Raw genomic sequence first — 19,832 nt, forward strand, 5'->3', positions numbered from 1 at the left:
AGGGTCGCCACCACCCGCCGAAGCTCGAAGCAGGCGCGCCGAGGTCATTCAGAAACGATCTTTAAGGCGCTCGCGCCCAAGTGAGCCGCAGACGACGAAGCCGGGGCCACCGCTGTTCGCGGTGGCCCCGGCTTTTCGCCAACTAGGGGGCCGGCATTTCGCCAGCACCCCGGGGTGGAGGTGGCGGGAATCGAACCCGCGTCCTCCGACGTACGTCCAGGGCTTCTCCGAGCGCAGTCTGCCTCGCCTCTGCTCGGCCCCACCGATCATGCAGACAAGTCGGTGTGACGGGCCCAGTCGCTGTTGGGTGTCCTACGCGTACCCGCGACCGGTGCGCGCAGTGAGTCATCTAGCTGATGCCAGGATCCGGGCCGATGACGAACCCGGGCTGACAGAGTCGCCTAGCTGCTGTCAGGCAGCGAGGGCGAGCTCGTGCTGCTTAGGAGCGGCACTTGTTGGTGTGCAACGGATGGTTAACGAGATCATCGTTGCCTTCCTCGGCTCGCTTCCCCTGGCCACACGACCGAAGTCGAGACCATTCACCCCCTGTGTAGTTGTGCAGACAGCCTAACGGCACCGGCAAGCCGGTTGTTCCCCGCCGCGCGCCGTCGTCCCCCACCCCGTTGATCATGGGGTTCTTGCCGGGCGACACCGGCAGCATGAACCCGAACGAGGCGGCGAACGTCGCCGCCAGCGCGGGCACGAACGGGTTGATCCCCGCGGCCATCGCCACCGGGATGATGATCGGCACCACCACCGCGGCCGACCACGTGGAACGCGAGCGCTATCCGGCGACCTCTCCGTCCGGCGGCGGGACCTGCAGCGCGACGAGGAACCGGGACACCATCGCGTAGCCGGCGACCAGCGCCGTCAGCTCGACCACCTGCCGGTCGTCGAGGTGCGCCCGGACGGCGTCGAACACCGCGTCCGGGACGGCGACGTCCCGGGTGGCGGCGTCGGTGAAGGCGAGGACGGCGGCCTGCAGCGGCGTCCACACCCGCTCGCTGCGGGGATCGGGCCGGCGCAGCACGTGCAGCTGCAGCTCGGCGAGCCCCTCGCGGCGGCCGATCGGTTCGTGGGCGGCCCACTCGAAGGCGGCGTCGTTGAGGACGGCGACCCGCAGGACGACCAGCTCGCGCACGTCCCCGGGCAGCGTGGTGCCGGTGCGCAGCGCGCCGAGCATCGCGTTCCACCCCTCGGCCACCGGTGGGCTGTGCAGCAGCAGCCGGTCCAGGGGCGACAGCCGGCCGCCGCGGCGGATCCGCAGCAGATCGGCGGTCGGCCCCTCGTCGGCGGCCTCGGGCAGCCGCGGCGTGCCGGTCACGCGGCGGCGAAGAGGCCGGGCGGGAAGGCGCCGTCGGCCACCAGCCGGCCGGAGAGCTGGCGGCCCAGCTCGATGACCCGCGCGGTCCGCTCGGCGCCGAGGTGCTGCCACGGCGCGGCCGCCAGCTCGTCGGTCCCGGTCTCGACCGCCGCCCGCAGCTCCCGGCCGGCGTCGGTGAGCCCGTCCTCGCCGAGCAGCCCGCGGTCGGCGAGCCCGGCGCGGGCCGCGGCCCACTCCTCGTCGCTCCAGCCGCGGGTCGCCTTGGCCGCCGGCTCGGTGAACCCGCGCCCGGTCACCGTGTGGCTGACCAGCGCCTCGAGGCCGGAGAGCCCGTGCCGGAGCAGGCAGGCGACGTGCCCGTCGCCGCGGTGCTCGCGCAGCAGCGTGGCGCCGTGCCACAGCGACAGCACCGGGTCCTCGGGCCACGGCAGCTCCGCGTGTCCGGCGTAGATGGGCCGGCCCTCGGGGGTCAGGACGCCGCACGCCTCGCGCAGCAGTCCGGCCAGCTCGGCCACCTCCGGCGCGGTTGCCGCCTCGGCCCCGCCGAGCAGCCGGGTGAGCGAGGTCCGCGCGGCCTCGCGACGGGCCTCGACGACCTGCCCGGGGCTCGCGAGGGTCCAGGCCCGCGGGAGGTGCCGGGCCACGATCGCCGGGGAGAAGTTGTAGAAGGTCGCCGTCACCAGGCCCGGGCCGACCGCCCCCATCGGCGCCGCCCGGCCGGCGAAGTAGCACATCCGCCCGGGTCGCAGGCCCACGGCGGTGAGGTGCTCCTCCTGCTCGGGTGCGAAGTAGGCGTGGCTGTGCAGTGGCTCGACGGCGCGGTGCGCGCGGGCGACGTCCCTCGGATCGGCGCTGACCATGCGCCGCACAGTAGCGAGGCCCCGAGGGACCGAAGTGGCCACAATGGCCCTCAGGGGGTTGGCAGCGTGCGGAGCCAGCGGCGCTGCCACGGCGTCTCGACCGCGCGGGGGTGGTACGCCGCGCGCACCCACCCGACGGCGTCCTCGGCCGGCAGCCCGTCGAGCACGGCGAGCGCGGCCAGCGCGGTGCCGGTGCGCCCGACCCCGCCCCGGCAGGTCACCTCGACCCGCTCCCCGCCGCGCGCCCGTCGCAGCGCCTCGCCCAGCGCGTCGAGCGTGTCGGCGCTGTCCAGCGGCACCCAGAAGTCCGGCCACCGCACCCGCCGCGCGGGCCAGGCCGGCAGCGGTCCGGTGCCGAGCACGAGGGCGAAGTCGACCGGCGTCGCGGGAGCGCTCAACCGCCGCCCCCGCACGCGGACGCCCGAGGGCAGGGTCACGCCGCCGTCGGTCACGCCACCGGCGGGAGGGTCAGCGCCCAGGAGGTCCAGGAGCGGTCGGTGCGGAAGCCGACCCGCTCGTAGAGCCCGAACGCGCCGGTGGTGTTCTCCGTGTCGACGTCGAGCGAGGCCCGCGTGCAGCCTGCGGCGGCCGCCGCGCGCAGCGCCGCGGCGATCGTCGCGGTCGCGGTCCCCCGACCGCGGGCGCCGGGCAGGACACCGACCTGGCCCAGCCGGCTCTCCTGCACGCCGGTGGCCCGGGTGTCGGCCTCGTACACGTAGGCCAGCGCGTAGCCGGCGACCGCGCCGTCGACCAGGGCCAGGACGGAGAGGTCCGGCCGGAACGCCTTCTGCCCGGTGAACCAGGCCCGCCAGGCGACCTCGTCGCGCTCGGCCGAGCCGTGGTGCTCGGTGAACGACGCGTTGTGGGCCCGGCGCACCTCGTCGTCGCGGTCCCAGGTGAACGGGACCAGCCGCACGCCCTCGCCGGGCCGCGGTTCGGGCACCTCGGTGAGCGGACGGCGCATGACCGCGTAGTACCGCTCGGGCCGGTAGCCCCGCGCCCGCACGAGTCGCTCGAGCGAGCTCATCGACGGGTGCACGGTGACGTCGAGCTCCGCCGGGGAGGCCGGCTCCAGCCGCGCGTGGTGCTCCGCGCCCCGCTCGGCCTGCCAGTCCAGCAGCCACGCGCCGACCCCCCGCCCCCGCCGGTCCGGGTGCACCCGACCCTCCAGCCAGACCCGGAACGCGTCGCGGGCGCCGCGGCTGGCGATCGCGGTCGCCCAGCCGACCAGCCGGCCGTCCTCGGCGCAGACCGCCCGCCCGTCCCGCGGCAGGTCCACGAGCCCGCCGCTCCACCACTCGACGAGGTCGTCGGCGTCCTCGTGCTCCCCGGTGTCGTCGACCGGCTCCGCGGCGGCGAGCAGCTCGGCCGCCGCCGCGGCGTCGTCGAGGGTCAGGGGGCGGGCGGTCAACCCGTCGGGCAGCAGCGGCACGGGGCGCAGCGTAGGGACGGCGGGGGGTCGCGGGCGACCGGGTTCCGGCGCCGGGGGTTGCGGCCGGGTGCCGCGCGCCGCCAGCATCGCAGGAGCCGGCCGAGAGGAGGGCCCCGTGCCCCGGTTCCTCGTCATCGCCACGTACTCCCAGCAGGGCGCGCGGGCGGTGATGGCCGGCGGCGGAACGGCGCGCCGGAGCGTGTTCGAGCACGCCGTCCTCGACCTGCACGGGCGGCTGGAGACCTTCGACTTCGCCCTCGGCGTCGACGACGTCTACTCGATCGTCGAGCTGCCCGACGCCGCCTCGGCCGCCGCGCTCTCGCTCACCATCAGCGGCGGCGGGGTGGCCTCGGTGCGCACCGTCGTCCTGCTGAGCCCGGCGGAACTGGACCGCGCCGCGACGCTGCACCCGCACTACAACGCGGGGCCGCGGTGAGCCCTCAGGGCAGGTAGAGGCAGAACGGGTGGCCGGCCGGGTCGAGGCACACCCGGACGTGGTCCTGCGGCTGGAACTCCGCGAGCCTGGCCCCCGCGGCGACCGCGTCCCCCACCGCGGCGGCCAGGTCGTCGACGGCGATGTCGAGGTGCAGCTGCATCCGCGGGTCGCCGGCGCCGGCCGGCCAGACCGGCGGGACGTGCGCCTCCTCCCGCTGGAAGGACAGCCCCGGGCCGCCGTCCGCCGGGCGGAGGGTGACCCACTCCGGGTCGTCGTCGACGATCGCCCAGCCGAGCAGCCGCTGGTAGAAGCGGGCCAGGCCCTGCGGGTCGGGGGTGTCGAGCACCGTGGCGGTGAGCCGGAAGCCGGGCATCAGCCCTCCACCCCGAACAGGCGGGCCCCGTTGCCCCAGAGGACCGCGCGCAGCCACTCCTCCCCCAGCTCCAGCCGGTGCAGCGCCGCGAGCTGGTGGGCGTAGGGGTACGGGATCGACGGGAAGTCGCTGCCGAGCAGCACCTTGTCCCGCAGCGCGGCCAGGCGCGGCCGGTCGGCGGGGTCGAAGGGCATCAGCCGCTCGGTGAAGTCGGTGGCGAACATCGTGGTGTCCAGGTGCACCCGCTCGTACCGCTCGGCGAGGTCGAGGAACTCCCGGTACTCGGGCATGCCGAGGTGGGCGATCACCAGCTGCAGCCGCGGGTACCGCTCGAGCAGCCCCGTCATGGGCTCCGGCCCGGTGTGCGCGCCGGCCAGCGGACCCGAACCGCAGTGGATGACCACCGGCGTGCCGGTCTCCTCGAGCCGGCCCCAGACCGGGTCCAGCAGCGGGTGCCGCGGGTCGAACCCGCCGACCTGCACGTGCACCTTGAAGACCCGGGCGCCGCGGTCCAGCGCCTCGGCCACGTAGTGCGGAGCCTCGGGCTCGGGGAAGAACGTCGCCGACCGCAGCACCCGCGGGTGCGCCGCCGCGAACTCCGCCGACCAGTCGTTGAGCCAGGCGGCCATGCCGGCCTTGTGCGGGTAGGGCAGCGTCGGGAAGGCCCGGACGCCGAGCCGCTCGAGGAGGGCGAGCCGCTCGTCGTCGGGCAGCGGGTACCGGATCGGCCAGGCCGAGCCGTAGTGCGTCTCGGCCGCCTCGAAGTAGGCCCACACCTTGGCCTGCACCCGCTCCGGCAGGAAGTGCACGTGCACGTCGACCAGCCCGGGCAGCCCGAGCTCGCGCCAGTAGCGCGGGACGTCCTCGTCGTCGGACGGCGGCGCGACCGTCATCGGAGCACCCTCGGCTCGACTCCGCCCTCGTTCCGCTCCTCGGTCGCTGGCGCTCCCTGCGATGCTCGCTCGGGCGTCGTCATCGCAGCGTGACGACGACCTTGCCGCGCACGTGCCCCTCGCCGACCAGGGCCTGCGCCTCGGCCACCTGCTCCAGCGGGAACGCCCGGGCGATCGGCACCCGCAGCTGGCCGGCGTCGGCCATGCGGCCCAGCTCCTCCAGGTCGTGGGCGTCGGGCCGGACGAAGACGTATCGGCCGCCCATCCCGTTGACCGCCGGGTCGACGACGCTGACGACGCGGCCCACGTCGCGCACCTGCTTCGGGGTGTCGGCCAGGGTGTCGCCCCCGACGAGGTCGAGGACGGCGTCCACCGGCTCGGACAGCTGCGCGCTGATCGGCCCGGCCGAGTAGTCGAGCACCTCGGCCGCCCCGGCGTCGCGCAGGAAGCCGTGGTTGCGCGGGCTCGCGGTGCCGACCACGTGCGCCCCGAGGGCGACGGCGATCTGCACGGCGTTGAAGCCGACCCCGCCCGCGGCGCGGTGCACCAGCACCCGCTCGCCCTCGTGCACGTCGAGCACCTCGGTGAGCGCCTGGTAGGCGGTCAGCCCGGCCAGCGGCAGCGCCCCGGCCTCGGCGAAGGACAGCGACGCCGGCTTGTGCGCCAGGCAGCGCTGCGGGGCGGGCACGAGCTCGGCCATGGCGCCCCACTGGACGTCGTCCCGCCGGACGTAGCCGAAGACCTCGTCACCGGGGCCGAGGTCCACCACCGCGGGGCCGACGGCCTCCACCACCCCGGACAGCTCCCAGCCCGGCACGATCGGGAAGTGGTGCGGGTAGGCGCCGGCCAGGAGGCCCCGCCGGATCGCCAGGTCGACCGGGTTCACCCCGGCCGCGTGCACCCGCACCAGCACGGTGTCCGGCCCGACCGGCGGCTCGGGCAGGTCGTCCCGCACGGTCAGGACGTCGACGTCACCGAACCGGTCGTAGGCGGCACCCCGCATCAGCGGCGGCCCTTGACGTACCGGCCGAACGCCTTCTGGATCTCGCGGCGGGAGTCCCGCTCGGCCAGGTCCTGCCGCTTGTCGTAGGACTTCTTGCCCTTGGCGAGCGCGAGGGTGGCCTTGACCTTGCCGTCCTTGAAGTACAGGTCGAGCGGGACGAGGGTCAGGCCGCCCTCCTTGGTCTTGCCGATCAGCTTGTCGATCTCGGCGCGGTGCATGAGCACCTTGCGCTTGCGGCGCGGGGCGTGGTTGGTCCACGTGCCCTGGGTGTACTCGGGGATGTGGACGTGCTGCAGCCACACCTCGCCGCCGTCCACCGTGGCGAACCCGTCGACGAGGGAGGCACGGCCGGCACGCAGGCTCTTCACCTCGGTGCCGGTGAGCACGAGGCCCACCTCGTACGTGTCGAGGATCGAGTAGTCGTGCCGCGCCTTCTTGTTCTGGGCGATGAGCTTCCGCCCCTGTTCTCGCGGCATCCCCCCAGGTTACTGGCCTCCCCCACTTGCGCCGAGACCTGCGATCTCGTGGCCATCGCGCGCTGATGGCCACGAGATCGCAGGTCTCGGGGAGGGAGGAGAGGTGCGGCTACAGGCGCACGTACAGGCGCAGCGTCACGTAGGCGGCGATCGCGGCCAGGCCCACACCGGCGGCGGCGATGATCGGGCTGATGAAGGCGATCGCCCCCCAGTCGACCGGCGGGATGATGCCGGCCTTGATCGGCCCGGCCAGCGTCTTGTCGACGAAGAGCACCTTCGTGAGCACCAGGCCGCCGACGGCGAGCAGCGCACCGATCAGCCCGGCCAGCGCGGCCTCGAGGATGAACGGCAGCTGGGTGTACCAGCGGGAGGCGCCGACCAGCCGCATGATGTTGGTCTCGTTGCGCCGGTTGAACGCCGCCAGCTGGATCGTGTTGGAGATCAGCAGCAACGCGGCCAGGGCCTGCACGACGGCGACCGCGATCGTCGCGTTGCGCGCACCGTTGAGCAGGCTGAACAGCCGGTCGAGGAAGTCGCCCTCGTCGCGGACCTGGTCCACGCCGTTCTGCGCGTTCGGGAACTCCGCGGCGATGACCTCGTAGCGCTCCGGGTTGACCAGCTCCACGCGGAAGCTCTCCGGCAGGGCGTCCGGCGGGGTGTTCTGCACGAGCTCCGGCTGCTGGCTGAACTGCTGCTGGAAGCGCTGGTAGGCCTCGTCCTTGGACTCGTAGATGAAGTTGGCCACCTCGTCGGAGGAGGACAGCCGGCTCTCGATGTCGCTGCGCTGCTCGTCGGTGACGTCGTCGGCCAGGAAGATGGAGACCTGCACCTTGTCGTAGTAGATCTCCTTCATGTCGGAGATCATCCCGGCGATGAGCAGGCCGGTGCCCATGAGGCCGAGCGAGATGGCCGTGGTCAGGATCATCGCGACCGTCATGGTGAGGTTGCGACGCAGCCCGGTGGCCACCTCGGAGAGCACGAAGTTGACGCGCATGGATTCCCTGTCTGGATGTCAGCTGGCGGGGGTCAGCGACCCGCGGACGGCGGCCGGACCCGGTGCGGGCCGGCGGGCGGGCTAGCGGCCGACGCCGTACACACCGCGCGACTGGTCGCGGGTGATGACTCCCCCGTTGAGCTCGATGACGCGACGGCGCATGGAGTCGACGATGTGGTAGTCGTGCGTCGCCATGATCACCGTGGTGCCGGTGCGGTTGATCCGCTCCAGCAGGAGCATGATCCCCTCGCTGGTCTCGGGGTCGAGGTTGCCGGTGGGCTCGTCGGCCAGCAGCACCAGCGGCCGGTTGACGAACGCGCGGGCGATGGCGACGCGCTGCTGCTCGCCGCCGGAGAGCTCGCCGGGCAGCCGGTTGGCCTTGCCCTCGAGGCCCACCATCTCCAGCACCTCGGGGACGACGCGCTTGATGGTGCGCTGCGGCTTGTTGATGACCTCCAGCGCGAAGGCCACGTTCTGGGCCACCGTGCGGTTGCGCAGGAGGCGGAAGTCCTGGAAGACGCAGCCCATCGTGCGGCGCAGCTTCGGCACCTGCCACTTGCTCATGCCGTTGAGCGTCTTGCCGTTGACCGTGACGGTGCCCGAGGTGGGGTCGTCCTCCTTCAGCAGCAGCCGCAGGAAGGTCGACTTGCCCGAACCGGACGAGCCGATGAGGAAGACGAACTCCCCCTTGTCGATCTCCGTCGACACGTCATCGAGGGCCGGCCGGCCGCTGGCCGGGTAGAGCTTGGTGACGTGTTGCAATTCGATCACGAGGGGCCACGGTACCTTCCCCGAGGCGCATCATCGGTCGTTCGCCACGAGACGCCCCGGTACCGTTCTCGCGCTGCGTGACGGGTCCCCGGACGTCGCAGGTCCCCGCTCACCCAGCGTGGCGTATTCCCCGACTCGCCGGGAGTCGGGTGTGACGAACGGGACGCCCGGTGCGACGGAGTGCCGCGAACTCCCCGCCAGGGGGGCCTCTCTCAGCCGGCGGCGACGGTCTCCTGCTGACGCCGCCACCGGATGCCCGCCTCGATGAAGGCGTCGATGTCGCCGTCCAGGACGGCGGTCGTGTTCCCGGTCTCCTGCTCGGTCCGCAGGTCCTTGACCATCTGGTACGGGTGCAGCACGTAGGAGCGCATCTGGTTGCCCCAACTGCTGCCGCCCTCGCCCTTCAGCGCGTCCATCTCGGCGCGCTGCTCGGCCTGGCGCACCGCCAGCAGCCGCGCCTGGAGGACGCGGAGCGCCGCCGCGCGGTTCTGGATCTGGCTCTTCTCGTTCTGGCAGGAGACGACGATGCCGGTGGGCAGGTGGGTGATCCGGACGGCGGAGTCGGTGGTGTTGACGCTCTGCCCACCCGGGCCGGACGAGCGGAAGACGTCGATCCGCATCTCGTTCTCCGGGATCTCCACGTGGTCGGTCTGCTCGACGACCGGGAGCACCTCGACCCCGGCGAACGACGTCTGTCGGCGGCCCTGGTTGTCGAACGGCGAGATCCGGACCAGCCGGTGGGTGCCCTGCTCGACCGACAGGGTGCCGTAGGCGTAGGGCTGCTTGACCGCGAAGGTGGCCGACTTGATGCCCGCCTCCTCCGCGTAGCTGACGTCGTACAGCTCGACGGTGTACTTGTGCCGCTCGGCCCAGCGCAGGTACATGCGCATGAGCATCTCGGCGAAGTCCGCGGCGTCGACACCGCCGGCCTCGGAGCGGATGGTCACCAGCGCCTCGCGGGAGTCGTACTCGCCCGACAGCAGCGTGCGGACCTCGAGCTCGTCGATCGCCTTGCGCAGGGTCTCCAGCTCCCGCTCGGTCTCGGCGGTCGTGGCGTCGTCGCCCTCCTCGGCGGCCATCTCGTGCAGCAGCCCGACGTCGTCGAGCCGGCTGCGCAGCTCCTCGACCCGGCGCAGGTCGCCCTGCAGGTAGGAGAGCTTGGAGGTCACCGCCTGCGCGGCCTCGACGTCGTTCCACAGGTCGGGCGCGGCGGCCTGCTGCTCGAGTTCGGCGACCTCCCGGCGCAGCCGGTCGACGTCGAGGACAGCCTCGATCGACGTGAGGGTCGTGTCGAGTTCGTCCAGGACGACGGAGAAGTCAGCGGCCACGTCGACCCAGGGTAGTGCGCTCCGGGCAGGGGTAGGTGTCCCGGCATGGAGGAACCCCGTCGACCCCGGTCGCGGGAGGACTACGAGCGCGGCCTGCCCGACCACCACGACCCGACGGCCGGCATCGGTGGCGCGGCGCCGGCGCAGTCGGCGCTCACCCTGCGGCTGGTCCTGGCCGCCTTCGGGCTCGTCGTCTGCGTCGGCGGCGGGATCCTGTGGCTGGCCGCCGGCCTGCCGGTGTGGGCGGCCGTCGTGCTGTTCGTGCTCGCCGCGGTCGCGCTCGTCGACCTCGGGGTGGTGGCCCGCCGCAAGGCCCGCGGCGAGCCCGGCTGAGTCACGGCGCGGGCGCCGGCCGGTGCTCGGGGTGGTCGGCCAGCCAGCCCGCGACCTCGTCGGCCGGCATCGGCCGGGCGATGTGGAAGCCCTGCGCGAAGGTGCAGCCGAGCTCGGTGGCCAGCGCGAGCTGCTCGGCGGTCTCCACGCCCTCGGCGAGGCTGCGCACCCCGCAGGCCCGGCCGAGCGCGACGACGGCGGCGATCGCCGCGGCCGCCTGGCTGCGGCGCCCCTCCGGGAACGCGACGAGGCTGCGGTCGATCTTCAGGATCCCGGTCGGCAGGGAGACCAGCTGGCCGAGCGAGGAGAAGCCGCTGCCGAAGTCGTCGATGGAGACCTCGACCCCGGAGCGGCGCAGCTGGGCGAACTGGGCGGCGGCGCGCTTGGCGTCCTCGGCGACGGAGGTCTCGGTCAGCTCGATGACCAGCTGCTCGGGCGGCAGTCCCGCCTGGGTCAGCGCGTCGTGCACGTCGCGGACGAGGGTGCCGGTGGAGAAGTGGCTGGCGCTGATGTTCACCGAGGTGATCAGGTGCAGCCCCGCGCGCGCCCAGGCCGCGGTCCGGGCCGTGGCCTCCCGCAGCACCCAGCGGGCGATCGGCGTCATGAGGTCGTGCTGCGCAGCGGTGGGCAGGAACTCGGCCGGGGCCAGCAGCCCGCGCTTGGGGTGCTGCCAGCGGACCAGCGCCTCCACCCCGCTGCACCGCAGCGAGGGCAGCTGCAGGACCGGCTGGTAGTGCAGCACCAGCTGGTCGTCGAGGACGGCCTCGCGCAGCTCCGCGGCGAAGGTGGCCTTGCGCTGGGCCGCGGCGCGGAGGTCGGCGGTGAACAGCCGGACCCGGTTGCGGCCGGCCGCCTTCGCCGCGTACATCGCCAGGTCGGCGTCCCGGACCAGGTCGGTGGAGCGCACCGGCGGCGCCTGCGCGTCCCGGGCGGTGGCGATCCCGATGCTGGCCCCGAGCCGCACCATCCGGCCGCCGAGGTCGAAGGGCCGGTCGATGCTGGCGCGGCAGCGGTCGGCCAGCACCTCCGCGCCGTCGGTGTCGCAGTCCCGGCAGAGGACGACGAACTCGTCGCCGCCCAGCCGGCCGACGGTGTCGCCGCCGCGGGTGGAGCCGGTGAGCCGCCCGGCGATCTGGCGCAGCAGGTCGTCGCCGGCGTCGTGGCCGAGGGAGTCGTTGACGTCCTTGAACCCGTCGACGTCGAGGAAGAGCACCGAGACCGGGCCGCGCTCGGCCCGCTGCAGCTCGGCGTCGATGAGCTCGTGCAGGTGCGCGCGGTTGGGCAGCTCGGTGAGGGTGTCGTGGCGGGCCCGCCAGTCCGAGGCCCGCTCGGCGTGCACCCGCGAGGTGACGTCGGTGTGGGTGACCACCACCTGACCGGCCTGGTCGACGCGGGAGGCCTGCAGGTGGAACCAGCGCGTGCCGCCGGTGTGCTCGAGGGCGTAGTCGGCCTGCACCGAGGAGCACTCGCCGCGGGAGAGCGCCCGCAGCCGCTCGACGAGGGTCATCGTGCTGCCGTCGCTGCTCAGCCGCCGGGCCATCGCGAAGTAGTCGCCGCCGACGCCGACCCGCACGCGGTCGTCGTCGAGCACGGTGGCCGCGGCCTGCCACGCGGTGTTCGCGAGCAGCACCCGGCCCTGGGCGTCGATGAGCAGGGTCGGCGAGGGCAGCGCGTCGAGCACCGCCTCGACGGCGACGGCGGAACCCTCCGCCCCTGCCACGCGGCGGCGGACGTCCAGTGGCAGGTCGACCCGCCCCTGCACTCCGGCCATGCACGCTCCCGCCCTCGTCGGGCCGCCCCCCGTTGGCGGCCCGGTCGTGGACCCCATCGTCCCTGCCCGGTCGCGGCCGGTCCGCGCCGCCCCCCGCCGTCAGCGCTCCGGATCCCTCGTCTCCCCGACGATCCACCTCAGATAGTCGGGGTTGCCGTCCAGCACCGGGAGGGCGATCACGCAGGGCACGTCGTAGGGGTGCAGCTCGGCCGTGCGGGCGACGATCGCCGGCACCAGCGACCGGCGGGTGTGCAGCGCGACCCGCACCTCCGGCACGTCGTGCACCGCGCCCTCCCACCGGTACACCGACCGGACGGCGGCGAGCTGGTGACCGCAGGCGGCCAGCCGCTCCTCCACGAGGGTGCGGGTGTACCCGCCCAGCCACTCGGCGTCGGCGCCGGTGACCACCACCTCGCAGCACTCCTCCACGCGCCCATCCTCTCCCCGCCGGGCAGGGGTGGACCGGGTGCCGCGCTGGGTAGGGAACCGGCATGGGCGACGACGTGACGATCCGGCTCGACAGCGAGGAGTACGTGCTGCGCCGGGAGGGCGGCGACCTGCGGGTGGGCCGCCGGGTGGACGGCGGGGTCACCTGGCTGGACACGGTGGACACCGGGCTGTTCTCGGCCCCGGCGCGGGAGGCGCTCGAGCGCGGGGACACCGCGGACGCGGAGCTGGTCACGGCCCTGCGCGGGGTGGTGCAGGCGGAGTCGCAGCGCGGCGCCTGACCGGCCGGCTCAGGCCGGCAGCTCCACCGGCTCGCCGATCGTCAGCCAGCGGAAGCGGTCCCGGACCTCCGGCGGCTCGGCGGCCAGCTGCCGCTCGGCCGCCGCCCGGTCCTGCCGGAAGTGCGACCAGCCCTCGTAGTGCACCGGGACGGCGGTGCGCGGGCGGAGCACCCGGCACAGCCGGGCGGCTGCGCGGGCGGTCATCGACCACCGCACCGGCCCGGTGACGGGGAAGCGCACCCCGCCGAGGTGCAGGAGGGCGGTGCCGACGGCGAACCGCTCCCCGACCCGGCGGACGCCGTCGAAGAGCACGGTGTCGCCGGAGATCCACAGCACGCCGTCGGCCTGACCGGCCCAGCGCAGCGCGAAGCCGGTGACCTCCCCGCCGATCGGCCGGCTCAGCGGCGGGCCGTGCCGCGCCGGAGTCGCTGTCACCTCGATCGTCGGGCGGCCGGGCGCGCGCAGCTCCGTCGTCCCCCACGGCCGCAGCCCCACCGCCCCGTCGCCCAGCCGGCGGGCGCCGGAGGCGGTGGTCACCACGGTGCCGGCCGCGGGCAGCAGCGCACGGCCGGCGTCGTCGAGGTTGTCGCCGTGGTGGTCGTGGCTGAGCAGGACGGCGTCCACCGGGGGTAGGTCGGCGACGGTGACCGCCGGGCCGCCCACCTTGCGGCTGGAGCTGCCCCAGCCGAAGGTGTACCGCCGGCCCGGCGGGTCGAACGTCGGGTCGGTGAGCAGCCGCCAGCCACCCACCTCGACGAGCACCGTCGGCCCGCCGACGTGGGTGAGCCGGACGGTGTCCGCCGGCCCGGCGGTCACTGGGCGCCCGCGACCTCGGGCCGGCTCCCCCGGGCGTGGCCGACCGCCCAGTCCAGCACGACGTCGGCGATCTCCTCCCAGCCCTCCTGCGCGGGCAGCAGGTGCGCGTAGCCCGGGTAGTCCCGGTGCTCGACGATGCCGGCCTCGTAGTGCTTCACGTTCGACCGCTGCACGCTCGGCGGCATGATGTGGTCCTCGCCGCCGGAGACGAACAGCAGCGGCGGCCGGGCCTCGTTGGCGTAGTCGACCGCGGCGTCCTGCGGGCCGGGCATGACGTTGGCCAGCACCGTGTTCCAGAGGATCCGGCCGGACGCCGGGATGGCGTACCGCTCGTACAGCGCCCGCGACTCCTCCTCGCTGAAGGTGTTCGTGAACGCGTAGTGCCACTGCGGCCAGGTGAGCGGCACGGCGCGGTGCCGGTTGGCCGGGTTCTTGAACGCGACGAACGTCGCCCGCAGCTGCGACAGCGGCAGCACCTTGACGCCCTCGGTCGGCGCGGAGTTGAGGACGACGCCGACCGCTCCCAGCCCGCGGTCGAGCAGGATCTGCACCAGCGTGCCGCCGGCGGAGTGCCCGATGAGGATCGGCGGCCGGTCCAGCTCCCGGACCACCGACTCCAGGTGCGCGATGATCTGCGGCAGGGTGATGTCGGCGATCGGGGTGGGATCGGCGTTGAGGGCCTCCACCTCGACCTCGAAGCCGGGGTAGGCGGGAGCGAGCACCCGGTAGCCGCGGGCCTCGTAGTGGGCCTTCCAGTTCTCCCAGCTGCGCGGGGTCACCCAGAAGCCGTGGACGAGGACGATCGTGTCGGGCGCCCCGGGGGCGGGGGTCGCGGCGCCGCGCTGGCTCGGGATGTCGGTCATCTCGGTCCCCTCAGCCGCGCGCGAGCGGGTCGGCGGTGGACGTGCGCATCGGAACTCCCGTCGGATGGTGTCGGCTCCGTTCTCCGCGGAGCCTGGCAGCGGGGTGCGGTGGGTGCTGGCCCCTCGCTGCACACCTCTGGTCCCTGTCTGCACGCCGCGTCCGGCCCGCGGCCCTTCTGCGCCGGGGCCCCGGGCTGCAAGACTCGGCCCCGCACGTCTCCGGGCACGACGCACGACGAGGTCCGTCGGCTCCGTCCTCGCGCTCCGAGGGGGTCCGCGATGTTGCTCCTGGACACCGCCGCCCTGCCGCCCGAGCACCGGGTGGACGCCTTCCGGGCCGCGTTCGGCCAGGCGTCGGTGCCGTGCCGGATCGAGCACCTGGGCCCGGCCGGGGCGGTCCGCACCCGCATGCACCTGTGGCACTACGGGCGGGCGAACCTGTTCACCACCGACTCCTCGGGCTTCCGGCTGCTCCGCACCCCGCGGCACGTGCGGATGGAGAGCCCCCCGGTCGTGGCGCTGGCCGTGCAGTCCAGCGGGGTGGGCCGGTTCAGCCAGTTCGGCGCCGACCGGCTGGTGCGGCCCGGCGAGCTGATGGTCAACGACCTGGCCGCGCCGTACGCGTTCGCCTGGTCGGGCAGCGGCGGCTCGCGGGCGTTCCAGGTGTCCCACGACCAGCTGGGGCTGCCGGCCGGCGTCGTCCGGGGGGCCGCGCCCCGGCTGGCCGCCAGCCCGCTGCACGACCTGGTCCGCGACCACCTGCTGCGGATGGCCCGCGACGCCGACCGGGTCGCCGGCGACCCCGGCGCCGCCGCCCTGGGCACGGCGACGACCGAGCTGGTGCGGGCGCTGCTGGTGTCGGCGGGGGCGCCGGACGGGTTGGTCGCCACGGTGCGGGCCGAGACGCTGGTGACCCGGGTGCGGGCCTACGTCCGGGCGCACCTGGCCGAGCCGGCGCTCACGCCGGAGCGCGTCGCCGCGGCGCACAACGTCTCGGTCCGGCAGCTGTACAAGGCCCTCGCCCGCGCCGGCGTGAGCCTCGAGCAGGAGCTGATCGGGCAGCGGCTGGAGCTGGCGCGGACCGAGCTGCTCTCACCGGTGGGCCGCCGGCGGCCGATCGCGGCGACGGCGCGGGCCTGCGGGTTCGCCGACCCGAGCCACTTCACCCGGCGGTTCCGCGCGGCCTACGGCGTGACGCCGCGGGAGTGGCAGCAGCAGCCGGGCGGCTGAGCGGCGTCAGGAGCGCGCGCGCCCGGTGGCGGGGGTGCCGGGCCGCTGGCCGAGCAGCAGCAGCTCGGCGTCCGTGGCCTCCAGCGGCCGGGCGAACAGGTAGCCCTGGGCGCGGTCGCAGCGGCCCGCGGCGAGCAGGTCCCGCTGGGCGGCGGTCTCCACGCCCTCGGCGACGACCTCCAGGTCGAGGGCCCGGCCGAGGTCGATGAGCCCGCGCACGATCGCCGGCACCTCGCCGTCGTCGGCGATGGTGGCGACGAAGGACCGGTCGACCTTGAGCACGTCGACGGTGAACTGCCGGAGGTAGCCCAGCGACGAGTAGCCGGTGCCGAAGTCGTCGAGCGCCATCCGGACACCGAGCTCGCGGAGCGCGACGAGGGACTCCGCGGCCCGCTCGGGGTCGTCGACCAGCGCCGTCTCGGTCACCTCGAGCACCAGCGCCTCGGCCGGCAGCCCGCTCGCCGCCAGCGCCGCGCGCACGTGGTCGAGCAGGTCGGCCGACGCCAGCTGCACCGCGGAGACGTTGACCGCCATCGTGGTGTCCGCGGCACCGGCGTGCTCACGGCGCCAGGCGGCCGCCGTCCGGCAGGCCTCGCGCAGCACCCAGGCACCGATGTCCCCGATCAGGCCGAGCTCCTCGGCGACCGGCACGAAGTCGTTGTGCGCGACGGCGCCCAGCGTGGGCGACTCCCAGCGCAGCAGGGCCTCGAAGCCCACCACGCGCTCGTCGGCCAGGTCGACGACGGGCTGGTAGACCAGCCGGAACTGGTCGGCGGCCAGGGCGCCGGTCAGCTCCTGCTCCAGCCGGCGGCGCTCGAGGGCGGCGGCGCGCATCGCCGGGTCGAAGACCACCGAGCGGCCGCGGCCGGCGACCTTGGCCGCGTACATCGCGATGTCGGCGTCCCGCACGAGGGACTCGGCGGTCGCCCCGTCGTGGGCGACGGCGATGCCGACGCTGCCGCTGATCGCCACGCGCTGGCCGGCCAGGTGCATCGGCCGGCCGAGGACGTCGAGGACGCGGGCGGCGGTGGCGCCGACCTCGTCGGTCCCGTCGTCGGCCTGCTCGACCAGGACGGCGAACTCGTCGCCGCCGAGCCGCGCGACCGTGTCGCCGGCGCGCACCGCCGACCGCAGCCGGTCGGCGACCGTGATCAGCAGCGCGTCGCCGGCCTGGTGGCCGAGGCTGTCGTTGACCGCCTTGAACCCGTCGAGGTCGATGAAGACGACCGCACCCGACGGGCCGCCGCGGGCCCGGCGCCGCAGCGCCTGGTCGACGCGGTCGGCGAAGAGGGCGCGGTTGGCCAGCCCGGTGAGGGTGTCGTGGGTGGCCTGGTGGGCCAGCGCCTGCTCGGCGCGCTTGCGGTCGGTGATGTCGGTGAGGTGGGCGACGGTGCCGCCGACGTCGGGGTCGGTGCGCAGGTCGACCAGCCGGACGCCGATCCAGCGCAGCTCGTCGTCACGGACGGCGGTCAGCTCGGCCTCCACGACGGTGCCGCCGGCCTGGTGGCAGCGGGCCAGCACGGCCTGCGCCTGCTCCCGGTCGATGCCGCAGAGGTCGACCAGCTCACGGCTGTTCCTCGGCGCCGTGCCCCCGAGCAGCGCGGCCAGCCAGGCGGGGTCGCTGAGCAGCCGGCCGTCCTCGTCGAGGACGGCGATCGCGTCGGAGGAGTGCCGGGCCAGGGCCGCGCTGTGCCGCTGCTGGGTGCCGACGAGGGCGCGGGCGGCGGCTTCGGCACGCAGCACGCGGGCGGTGCGGAGGAAGACGAGCCCGGCGAGCACGAGGGTCCCGCCGAAGACGGTGAGGGGGGCGCCCGCCGCGCCGGTGACCCCCCGCAGCACCTCGAGCCCGGCGGGGACCAGCAGCGCGCCGAGGCTGACGGCCAGCCGGGCCAGGCCCGGCACCGCCTCGCCGGCGTCGCTGCGCGTCGCGGAGCCGCCGGAGCCGGCGGCCACCGCGAGCAGGACGGCCCCGGCCAGCCAGCCGGTGTCGAACCACACGCTGACCGGATCGGGGTCGGCGAGGAGCAGGAAGCCCAGGTCGGAGGCGAGCCAGCAGCCCGCGCCCACGGCGACGGCGAGGGGTGCGCGCTCGCCGCGGGTCCGGGTGGCCACCAGCCGGAACACCAGCCCGATGACGGCGGCGTCGAGGGCCGGGTAGAGCGCCCAGACCGAGCGGGTGAGGACCGGCAGGGTGGTGTCGGTGACCGTGCCGGCCACCGAGAGTTGCCAGACGAGGATGAGCACCGCGACGAAGACGCCGGCGCCGTCGAGCCAGCCGTCCAGCTGCTGGCCGCGGGTGCGGCCGCGGGTGTCGGCCATGCGCCAGAGCCCCAGGCCGAGGGCGACGTAGCCGCCGATGTAGATGGCGTCGGCGATCGAGACGTCGGGGGCCTGACCGGCCCACGTCTGCAGGAACCAGAACACGTCGCCGACGGCGGTCAGGGTGACGCCGAGGGCGACGAGCACGGCCGGGGCGCGGAGGCCCTGCCGGAACGCCCCCCACCAGGCGCCGGCCGCGGCCGCCCACATCACGGCGAGGTAGACCCGGTCCGCGGTCGGCGTGCCGTGCACGGCGGCGTGGACGGCGAGGGCGGCGGCCACCAGCACCAGCCAGCCCGTGGCGACCGGCCTGAGCCGACTCCACCGCTGGGGCACTCCTGGGTCCACGCGACACCGCCTCTGTCCGGATCTGTCGCGAACGGCATCGACGGCACGGCGGACGCGCTGTACGGCTGCTCACCCCTGCGGGTGAGCCACGGGTTGCGGTTGACTGCGCTCTCCCGTTCCTGTCCGTCCGACCGAGAGGACCGCTCCCGTGGCCGCTCCCCGGCAGACCGTCGAGGCCTTCTCCGGGCACCGCTTCCGCGACGCCTACGACGCACTGGACGCCGACGTCCGGTGGACCTCGGTCGGCGCGGGGGTGCTCACCGGTCGCCAGGCCGTCGTCGACGCGTGCGAGGCCACGCTGGCCGAGCTGGCGACGACGCGGACGGAGTTCCTCCGCTTCGTCGTCGTCGCGGACGGGGACGCCGCCGCGGTCGACGCCGTGGGCCGGTACGTGGACGCCGAGGGCGGGGTGAGCGTGGTGTCCTCCTGCGACGTCTACGAGTTCCGGGACGGCGTCGTCGCGGCCATCACGTCCTACACCGTGGAGCTGGACCCCTCCTCCGTCTGACCGGCCGGCCGCGTCGCCACCACCGCGACGATCGGGGCGCCGGGGGGGATGCGCTCGGGCTCCCCCGGGCGCAGGCCGGCCGCGGTCAGCTGGGTGACCAGCTCGGCGGTGTCCGGCAGCTCCATCGCCCCCTCCTGGGCGCGCAGGAGCAGGTCGAAGTGCCGGCTGATCAGGTGCGGCGTGGCCGCGGTGGTGACCACCACCAGCGCGCCGCCGGGGGCCAGCAGCCGGCCGATGTCGCGGAGGAACGCGACGCGCTCGCCGAGGGGGAGGTAGTAGACGACGTTGGCCAGCAGGGCGAGGTCGACGGGGTCGAGCTGCTGCTCCCGGACGTCGCCGTGCAGGACCGTCGCCCGGCCGGCGAGGCCGCGCCGCTCGAGGGTCTGCCGGGCGATCGCGACGGCCGGCTCGTCGGTGTCGACACCGATGCCCCGGGCGCCCGGAGCGGCGTCGAGCACGGCGGCCAGCTGCAGTCCCGCGCCGCACCCGACGTCGAGGACCCGCTCCGGCCGGAGCTCGGCGACCGTGCGGGTGAGCACCTCCTCGATGAACGGCTCGAGGGCCGCGGAGATGCGCGCGATGACCCCGCCCCGCTCGGTGACGTCGCGACGCGCCGGGCCGCCGGCCAGCTGGGGCCGCAGGTCGCGGTAGAGATCGGTGTGGAAGCCGGCGAACGCCTCGTACGAGGCGCGCACGACGTCGTCGTCGAGGACGACGCGGCCCTGCTTGCCCAGGCGCCAGGTGCCCGCCCGCCCTTCGGCCAGGCCCGCCGCCTCGAGGACGCGGAGGAAGGCGGCCAGCAGGGCGGTGTCGGTGGCGCCGGTCCGGGCGGCGAGGTCCGCGGTCGTCGCCGGCCGCTCGGCGAGGGCGTCGAGGACGCCGGTGTCCAGGGCGGCGCCGACGATCTGCAGCCGGACGGCGGTCTGCCCGTCCCGGGTCGCGCGGAGCCGTGCGGGCAGGTTCCCGGCGCGCACGAGCCGCCACGTGGCGCGGGCGCTGATCATCCTCGGCACGGTCTCCTCCTGG

22 protein-coding genes and 1 other RNA gene are annotated in these 19,832 nt (G+C 74.8%); 5 read left to right on the plus strand and 18 right to left on the minus strand.

The window, feature by feature from the left end:
• Positions 1-172 precede the first annotated feature (172 nt).
• From ssrA to MY520_RS12040, 5 genes are all read right to left on the minus strand, one after another.
• Positions 173-547: a transfer-messenger RNA gene (gene ssrA / locus MY520_RS12020) on the minus strand.
• A 237-nt stretch (positions 548-784) separates the two neighbouring features.
• Complete coding sequence (locus MY520_RS12025; RefSeq protein ID WP_436692335.1) at positions 785-1,324, minus strand: carboxymuconolactone decarboxylase family protein; 540 nt, start codon at positions 1,322-1,324, stop codon at positions 785-787.
• Positions 1,321-2,184 (minus strand): SCO6745 family protein, encoded by an 864-nt coding sequence (locus MY520_RS12030; RefSeq protein ID WP_436692336.1) that lies wholly within the window; start codon positions 2,182-2,184, stop codon positions 1,321-1,323. The genes MY520_RS12025 and MY520_RS12030 overlap by 4 nt, the downstream gene beginning before the upstream one ends.
• Before the next feature lie 50 nt (positions 2,185-2,234).
• The gene (locus MY520_RS12035) at positions 2,235-2,621 is read right to left on the minus strand and encodes a protein-tyrosine phosphatase family protein (RefSeq protein WP_436692337.1); all 387 of its coding nucleotides are present in this window, start codon (positions 2,619-2,621) and stop codon (positions 2,235-2,237) included.
• An 11-nt stretch (positions 2,622-2,632) separates the two neighbouring features.
• Positions 2,633-3,616 (minus strand): GNAT family N-acetyltransferase, encoded by a 984-nt coding sequence (locus MY520_RS12040; protein WP_436692338.1) that lies wholly within the window; start codon positions 3,614-3,616, stop codon positions 2,633-2,635.
• 115 nt (positions 3,617-3,731) lie between these two features.
• Between MY520_RS12040 and MY520_RS12045 the strand changes: the two genes are divergently transcribed.
• The gene (locus MY520_RS12045; protein WP_436692339.1) at positions 3,732-4,052 is read left to right on the plus strand and encodes a GYD domain-containing protein; all 321 of its coding nucleotides are present in this window, start codon (positions 3,732-3,734) and stop codon (positions 4,050-4,052) included.
• Positions 4,053-4,056: 4 nt separating this feature from the next.
• On the opposite strand, the gene MY520_RS12050 is transcribed toward MY520_RS12045, so the two are convergent.
• From MY520_RS12050 to prfB, 7 genes are all read right to left on the minus strand, one after another.
• Positions 4,057-4,425, minus strand: a complete 369-nt coding sequence (locus tag MY520_RS12050) for a VOC family protein (protein ID WP_436692340.1) — start codon at positions 4,423-4,425, stop codon at positions 4,057-4,059.
• Positions 4,425-5,318 (minus strand): amidohydrolase family protein, encoded by an 894-nt coding sequence (locus MY520_RS12055; RefSeq protein WP_436692341.1) that lies wholly within the window; start codon positions 5,316-5,318, stop codon positions 4,425-4,427. The genes MY520_RS12050 and MY520_RS12055 overlap by 1 nt, the downstream gene beginning before the upstream one ends.
• Before the next feature lie 79 nt (positions 5,319-5,397).
• Complete coding sequence (locus tag MY520_RS12060; RefSeq protein ID WP_436692342.1) at positions 5,398-6,321, minus strand: NADP-dependent oxidoreductase; 924 nt, start codon at positions 6,319-6,321, stop codon at positions 5,398-5,400.
• Positions 6,321-6,797: an SsrA-binding protein SmpB gene (gene smpB, locus MY520_RS12065; RefSeq protein ID WP_436692343.1), complete on the minus strand. Its 477-nt coding sequence runs from the start codon at positions 6,795-6,797 to the stop codon at positions 6,321-6,323. The genes MY520_RS12060 and smpB overlap by 1 nt, the downstream gene beginning before the upstream one ends.
• A gap of 109 nt (positions 6,798-6,906) precedes the next feature.
• Complete coding sequence (gene ftsX, locus MY520_RS12070; RefSeq protein ID WP_436692344.1) at positions 6,907-7,791, minus strand: permease-like cell division protein FtsX; 885 nt, start codon at positions 7,789-7,791, stop codon at positions 6,907-6,909.
• An 81-nt stretch (positions 7,792-7,872) separates the two neighbouring features.
• Positions 7,873-8,562, minus strand: coding sequence for a cell division ATP-binding protein FtsE (gene ftsE, locus MY520_RS12075; protein WP_436692345.1), 690 nt, complete (start codon positions 8,560-8,562; stop codon positions 7,873-7,875).
• A gap of 212 nt (positions 8,563-8,774) precedes the next feature.
• Entirely contained in the window at positions 8,775-9,890 is a 1,116-nt protein-coding gene (prfB, locus tag MY520_RS12080) for a peptide chain release factor 2 (RefSeq protein WP_436692346.1), read from the minus strand.
• A 45-nt stretch (positions 9,891-9,935) separates the two neighbouring features.
• On the opposite strand from prfB, the gene MY520_RS12085 reads away from it, so the two are divergent.
• The gene (locus tag MY520_RS12085) at positions 9,936-10,223 is read left to right on the plus strand and encodes a DUF6343 family protein (protein WP_436692347.1); all 288 of its coding nucleotides are present in this window, start codon (positions 9,936-9,938) and stop codon (positions 10,221-10,223) included.
• A 1-nt stretch (position 10,224) separates the two neighbouring features.
• Here the strand turns inward: MY520_RS12085 and MY520_RS12090 are convergent, their stop codons facing one another.
• Positions 10,225-11,994 carry a putative bifunctional diguanylate cyclase/phosphodiesterase gene (locus MY520_RS12090; protein WP_436692348.1) on the minus strand — a complete coding sequence of 590 codons (1,770 nt, stop codon included), beginning with the start codon at positions 11,992-11,994 and terminating at the stop codon, positions 10,225-10,227.
• Between the two features lie 99 nt (positions 11,995-12,093).
• Complete coding sequence (gene cutA / locus MY520_RS12095) at positions 12,094-12,423, minus strand: divalent-cation tolerance protein CutA (protein WP_436692349.1); 330 nt, start codon at positions 12,421-12,423, stop codon at positions 12,094-12,096.
• A gap of 62 nt (positions 12,424-12,485) precedes the next feature.
• Between cutA and MY520_RS12100 the strand changes: the two genes are divergently transcribed.
• The gene (locus tag MY520_RS12100) at positions 12,486-12,722 is read left to right on the plus strand and encodes a hypothetical protein (RefSeq protein WP_436692350.1); all 237 of its coding nucleotides are present in this window, start codon (positions 12,486-12,488) and stop codon (positions 12,720-12,722) included.
• A gap of 9 nt (positions 12,723-12,731) precedes the next feature.
• Here the strand turns inward: MY520_RS12100 and MY520_RS12105 are convergent, their stop codons facing one another.
• The gene (locus MY520_RS12105; RefSeq protein ID WP_436692351.1) at positions 12,732-13,538 is read right to left on the minus strand and encodes an MBL fold metallo-hydrolase; all 807 of its coding nucleotides are present in this window, start codon (positions 13,536-13,538) and stop codon (positions 12,732-12,734) included.
• A complete protein-coding gene (locus MY520_RS12110) occupies positions 13,535-14,401 on the minus strand; it encodes an alpha/beta hydrolase (protein ID WP_436692352.1) in 867 nt (288 codons plus the stop codon). Before MY520_RS12110 ends, MY520_RS12105 begins: the two co-directional genes overlap by 4 nt.
• A gap of 279 nt (positions 14,402-14,680) precedes the next feature.
• On the opposite strand from MY520_RS12110, the gene MY520_RS12115 reads away from it, so the two are divergent.
• Positions 14,681-15,631: a helix-turn-helix domain-containing protein gene (locus tag MY520_RS12115; protein ID WP_436692353.1), complete on the plus strand. Its 951-nt coding sequence runs from the start codon at positions 14,681-14,683 to the stop codon at positions 15,629-15,631.
• A gap of 6 nt (positions 15,632-15,637) precedes the next feature.
• Here MY520_RS12115 and MY520_RS12120 read toward each other — a convergent pair whose 3' ends face one another.
• Positions 15,638-18,298 carry a putative bifunctional diguanylate cyclase/phosphodiesterase gene (locus MY520_RS12120; protein WP_436692354.1) on the minus strand — a complete coding sequence of 887 codons (2,661 nt, stop codon included), beginning with the start codon at positions 18,296-18,298 and terminating at the stop codon, positions 15,638-15,640.
• Positions 18,299-18,446: 148 nt separating this feature from the next.
• On the opposite strand from MY520_RS12120, the gene MY520_RS12125 reads away from it, so the two are divergent.
• On the plus strand, positions 18,447-18,806 hold the full coding sequence (locus MY520_RS12125) for a nuclear transport factor 2 family protein (RefSeq protein ID WP_436692355.1): 360 nt from the start codon (positions 18,447-18,449) through the stop codon (positions 18,804-18,806).
• Here the strand turns inward: MY520_RS12125 and MY520_RS12130 are convergent.
• On the minus strand, positions 18,773-19,810 hold the full coding sequence (locus MY520_RS12130) for a methyltransferase domain-containing protein (RefSeq protein WP_436692437.1): 1,038 nt from the start codon (positions 19,808-19,810) through the stop codon (positions 18,773-18,775). The two genes, MY520_RS12125 and MY520_RS12130, sit on opposite strands and share 34 nt — an antisense overlap.
• Positions 19,811-19,832: the final 22 nt, after the last annotated feature.

The organism is Geodermatophilus sp. CPCC 205506, from assembly GCF_051383635.1.
GTDB lineage: Bacteria > Actinomycetota > Actinomycetes > Mycobacteriales > Geodermatophilaceae > Geodermatophilus.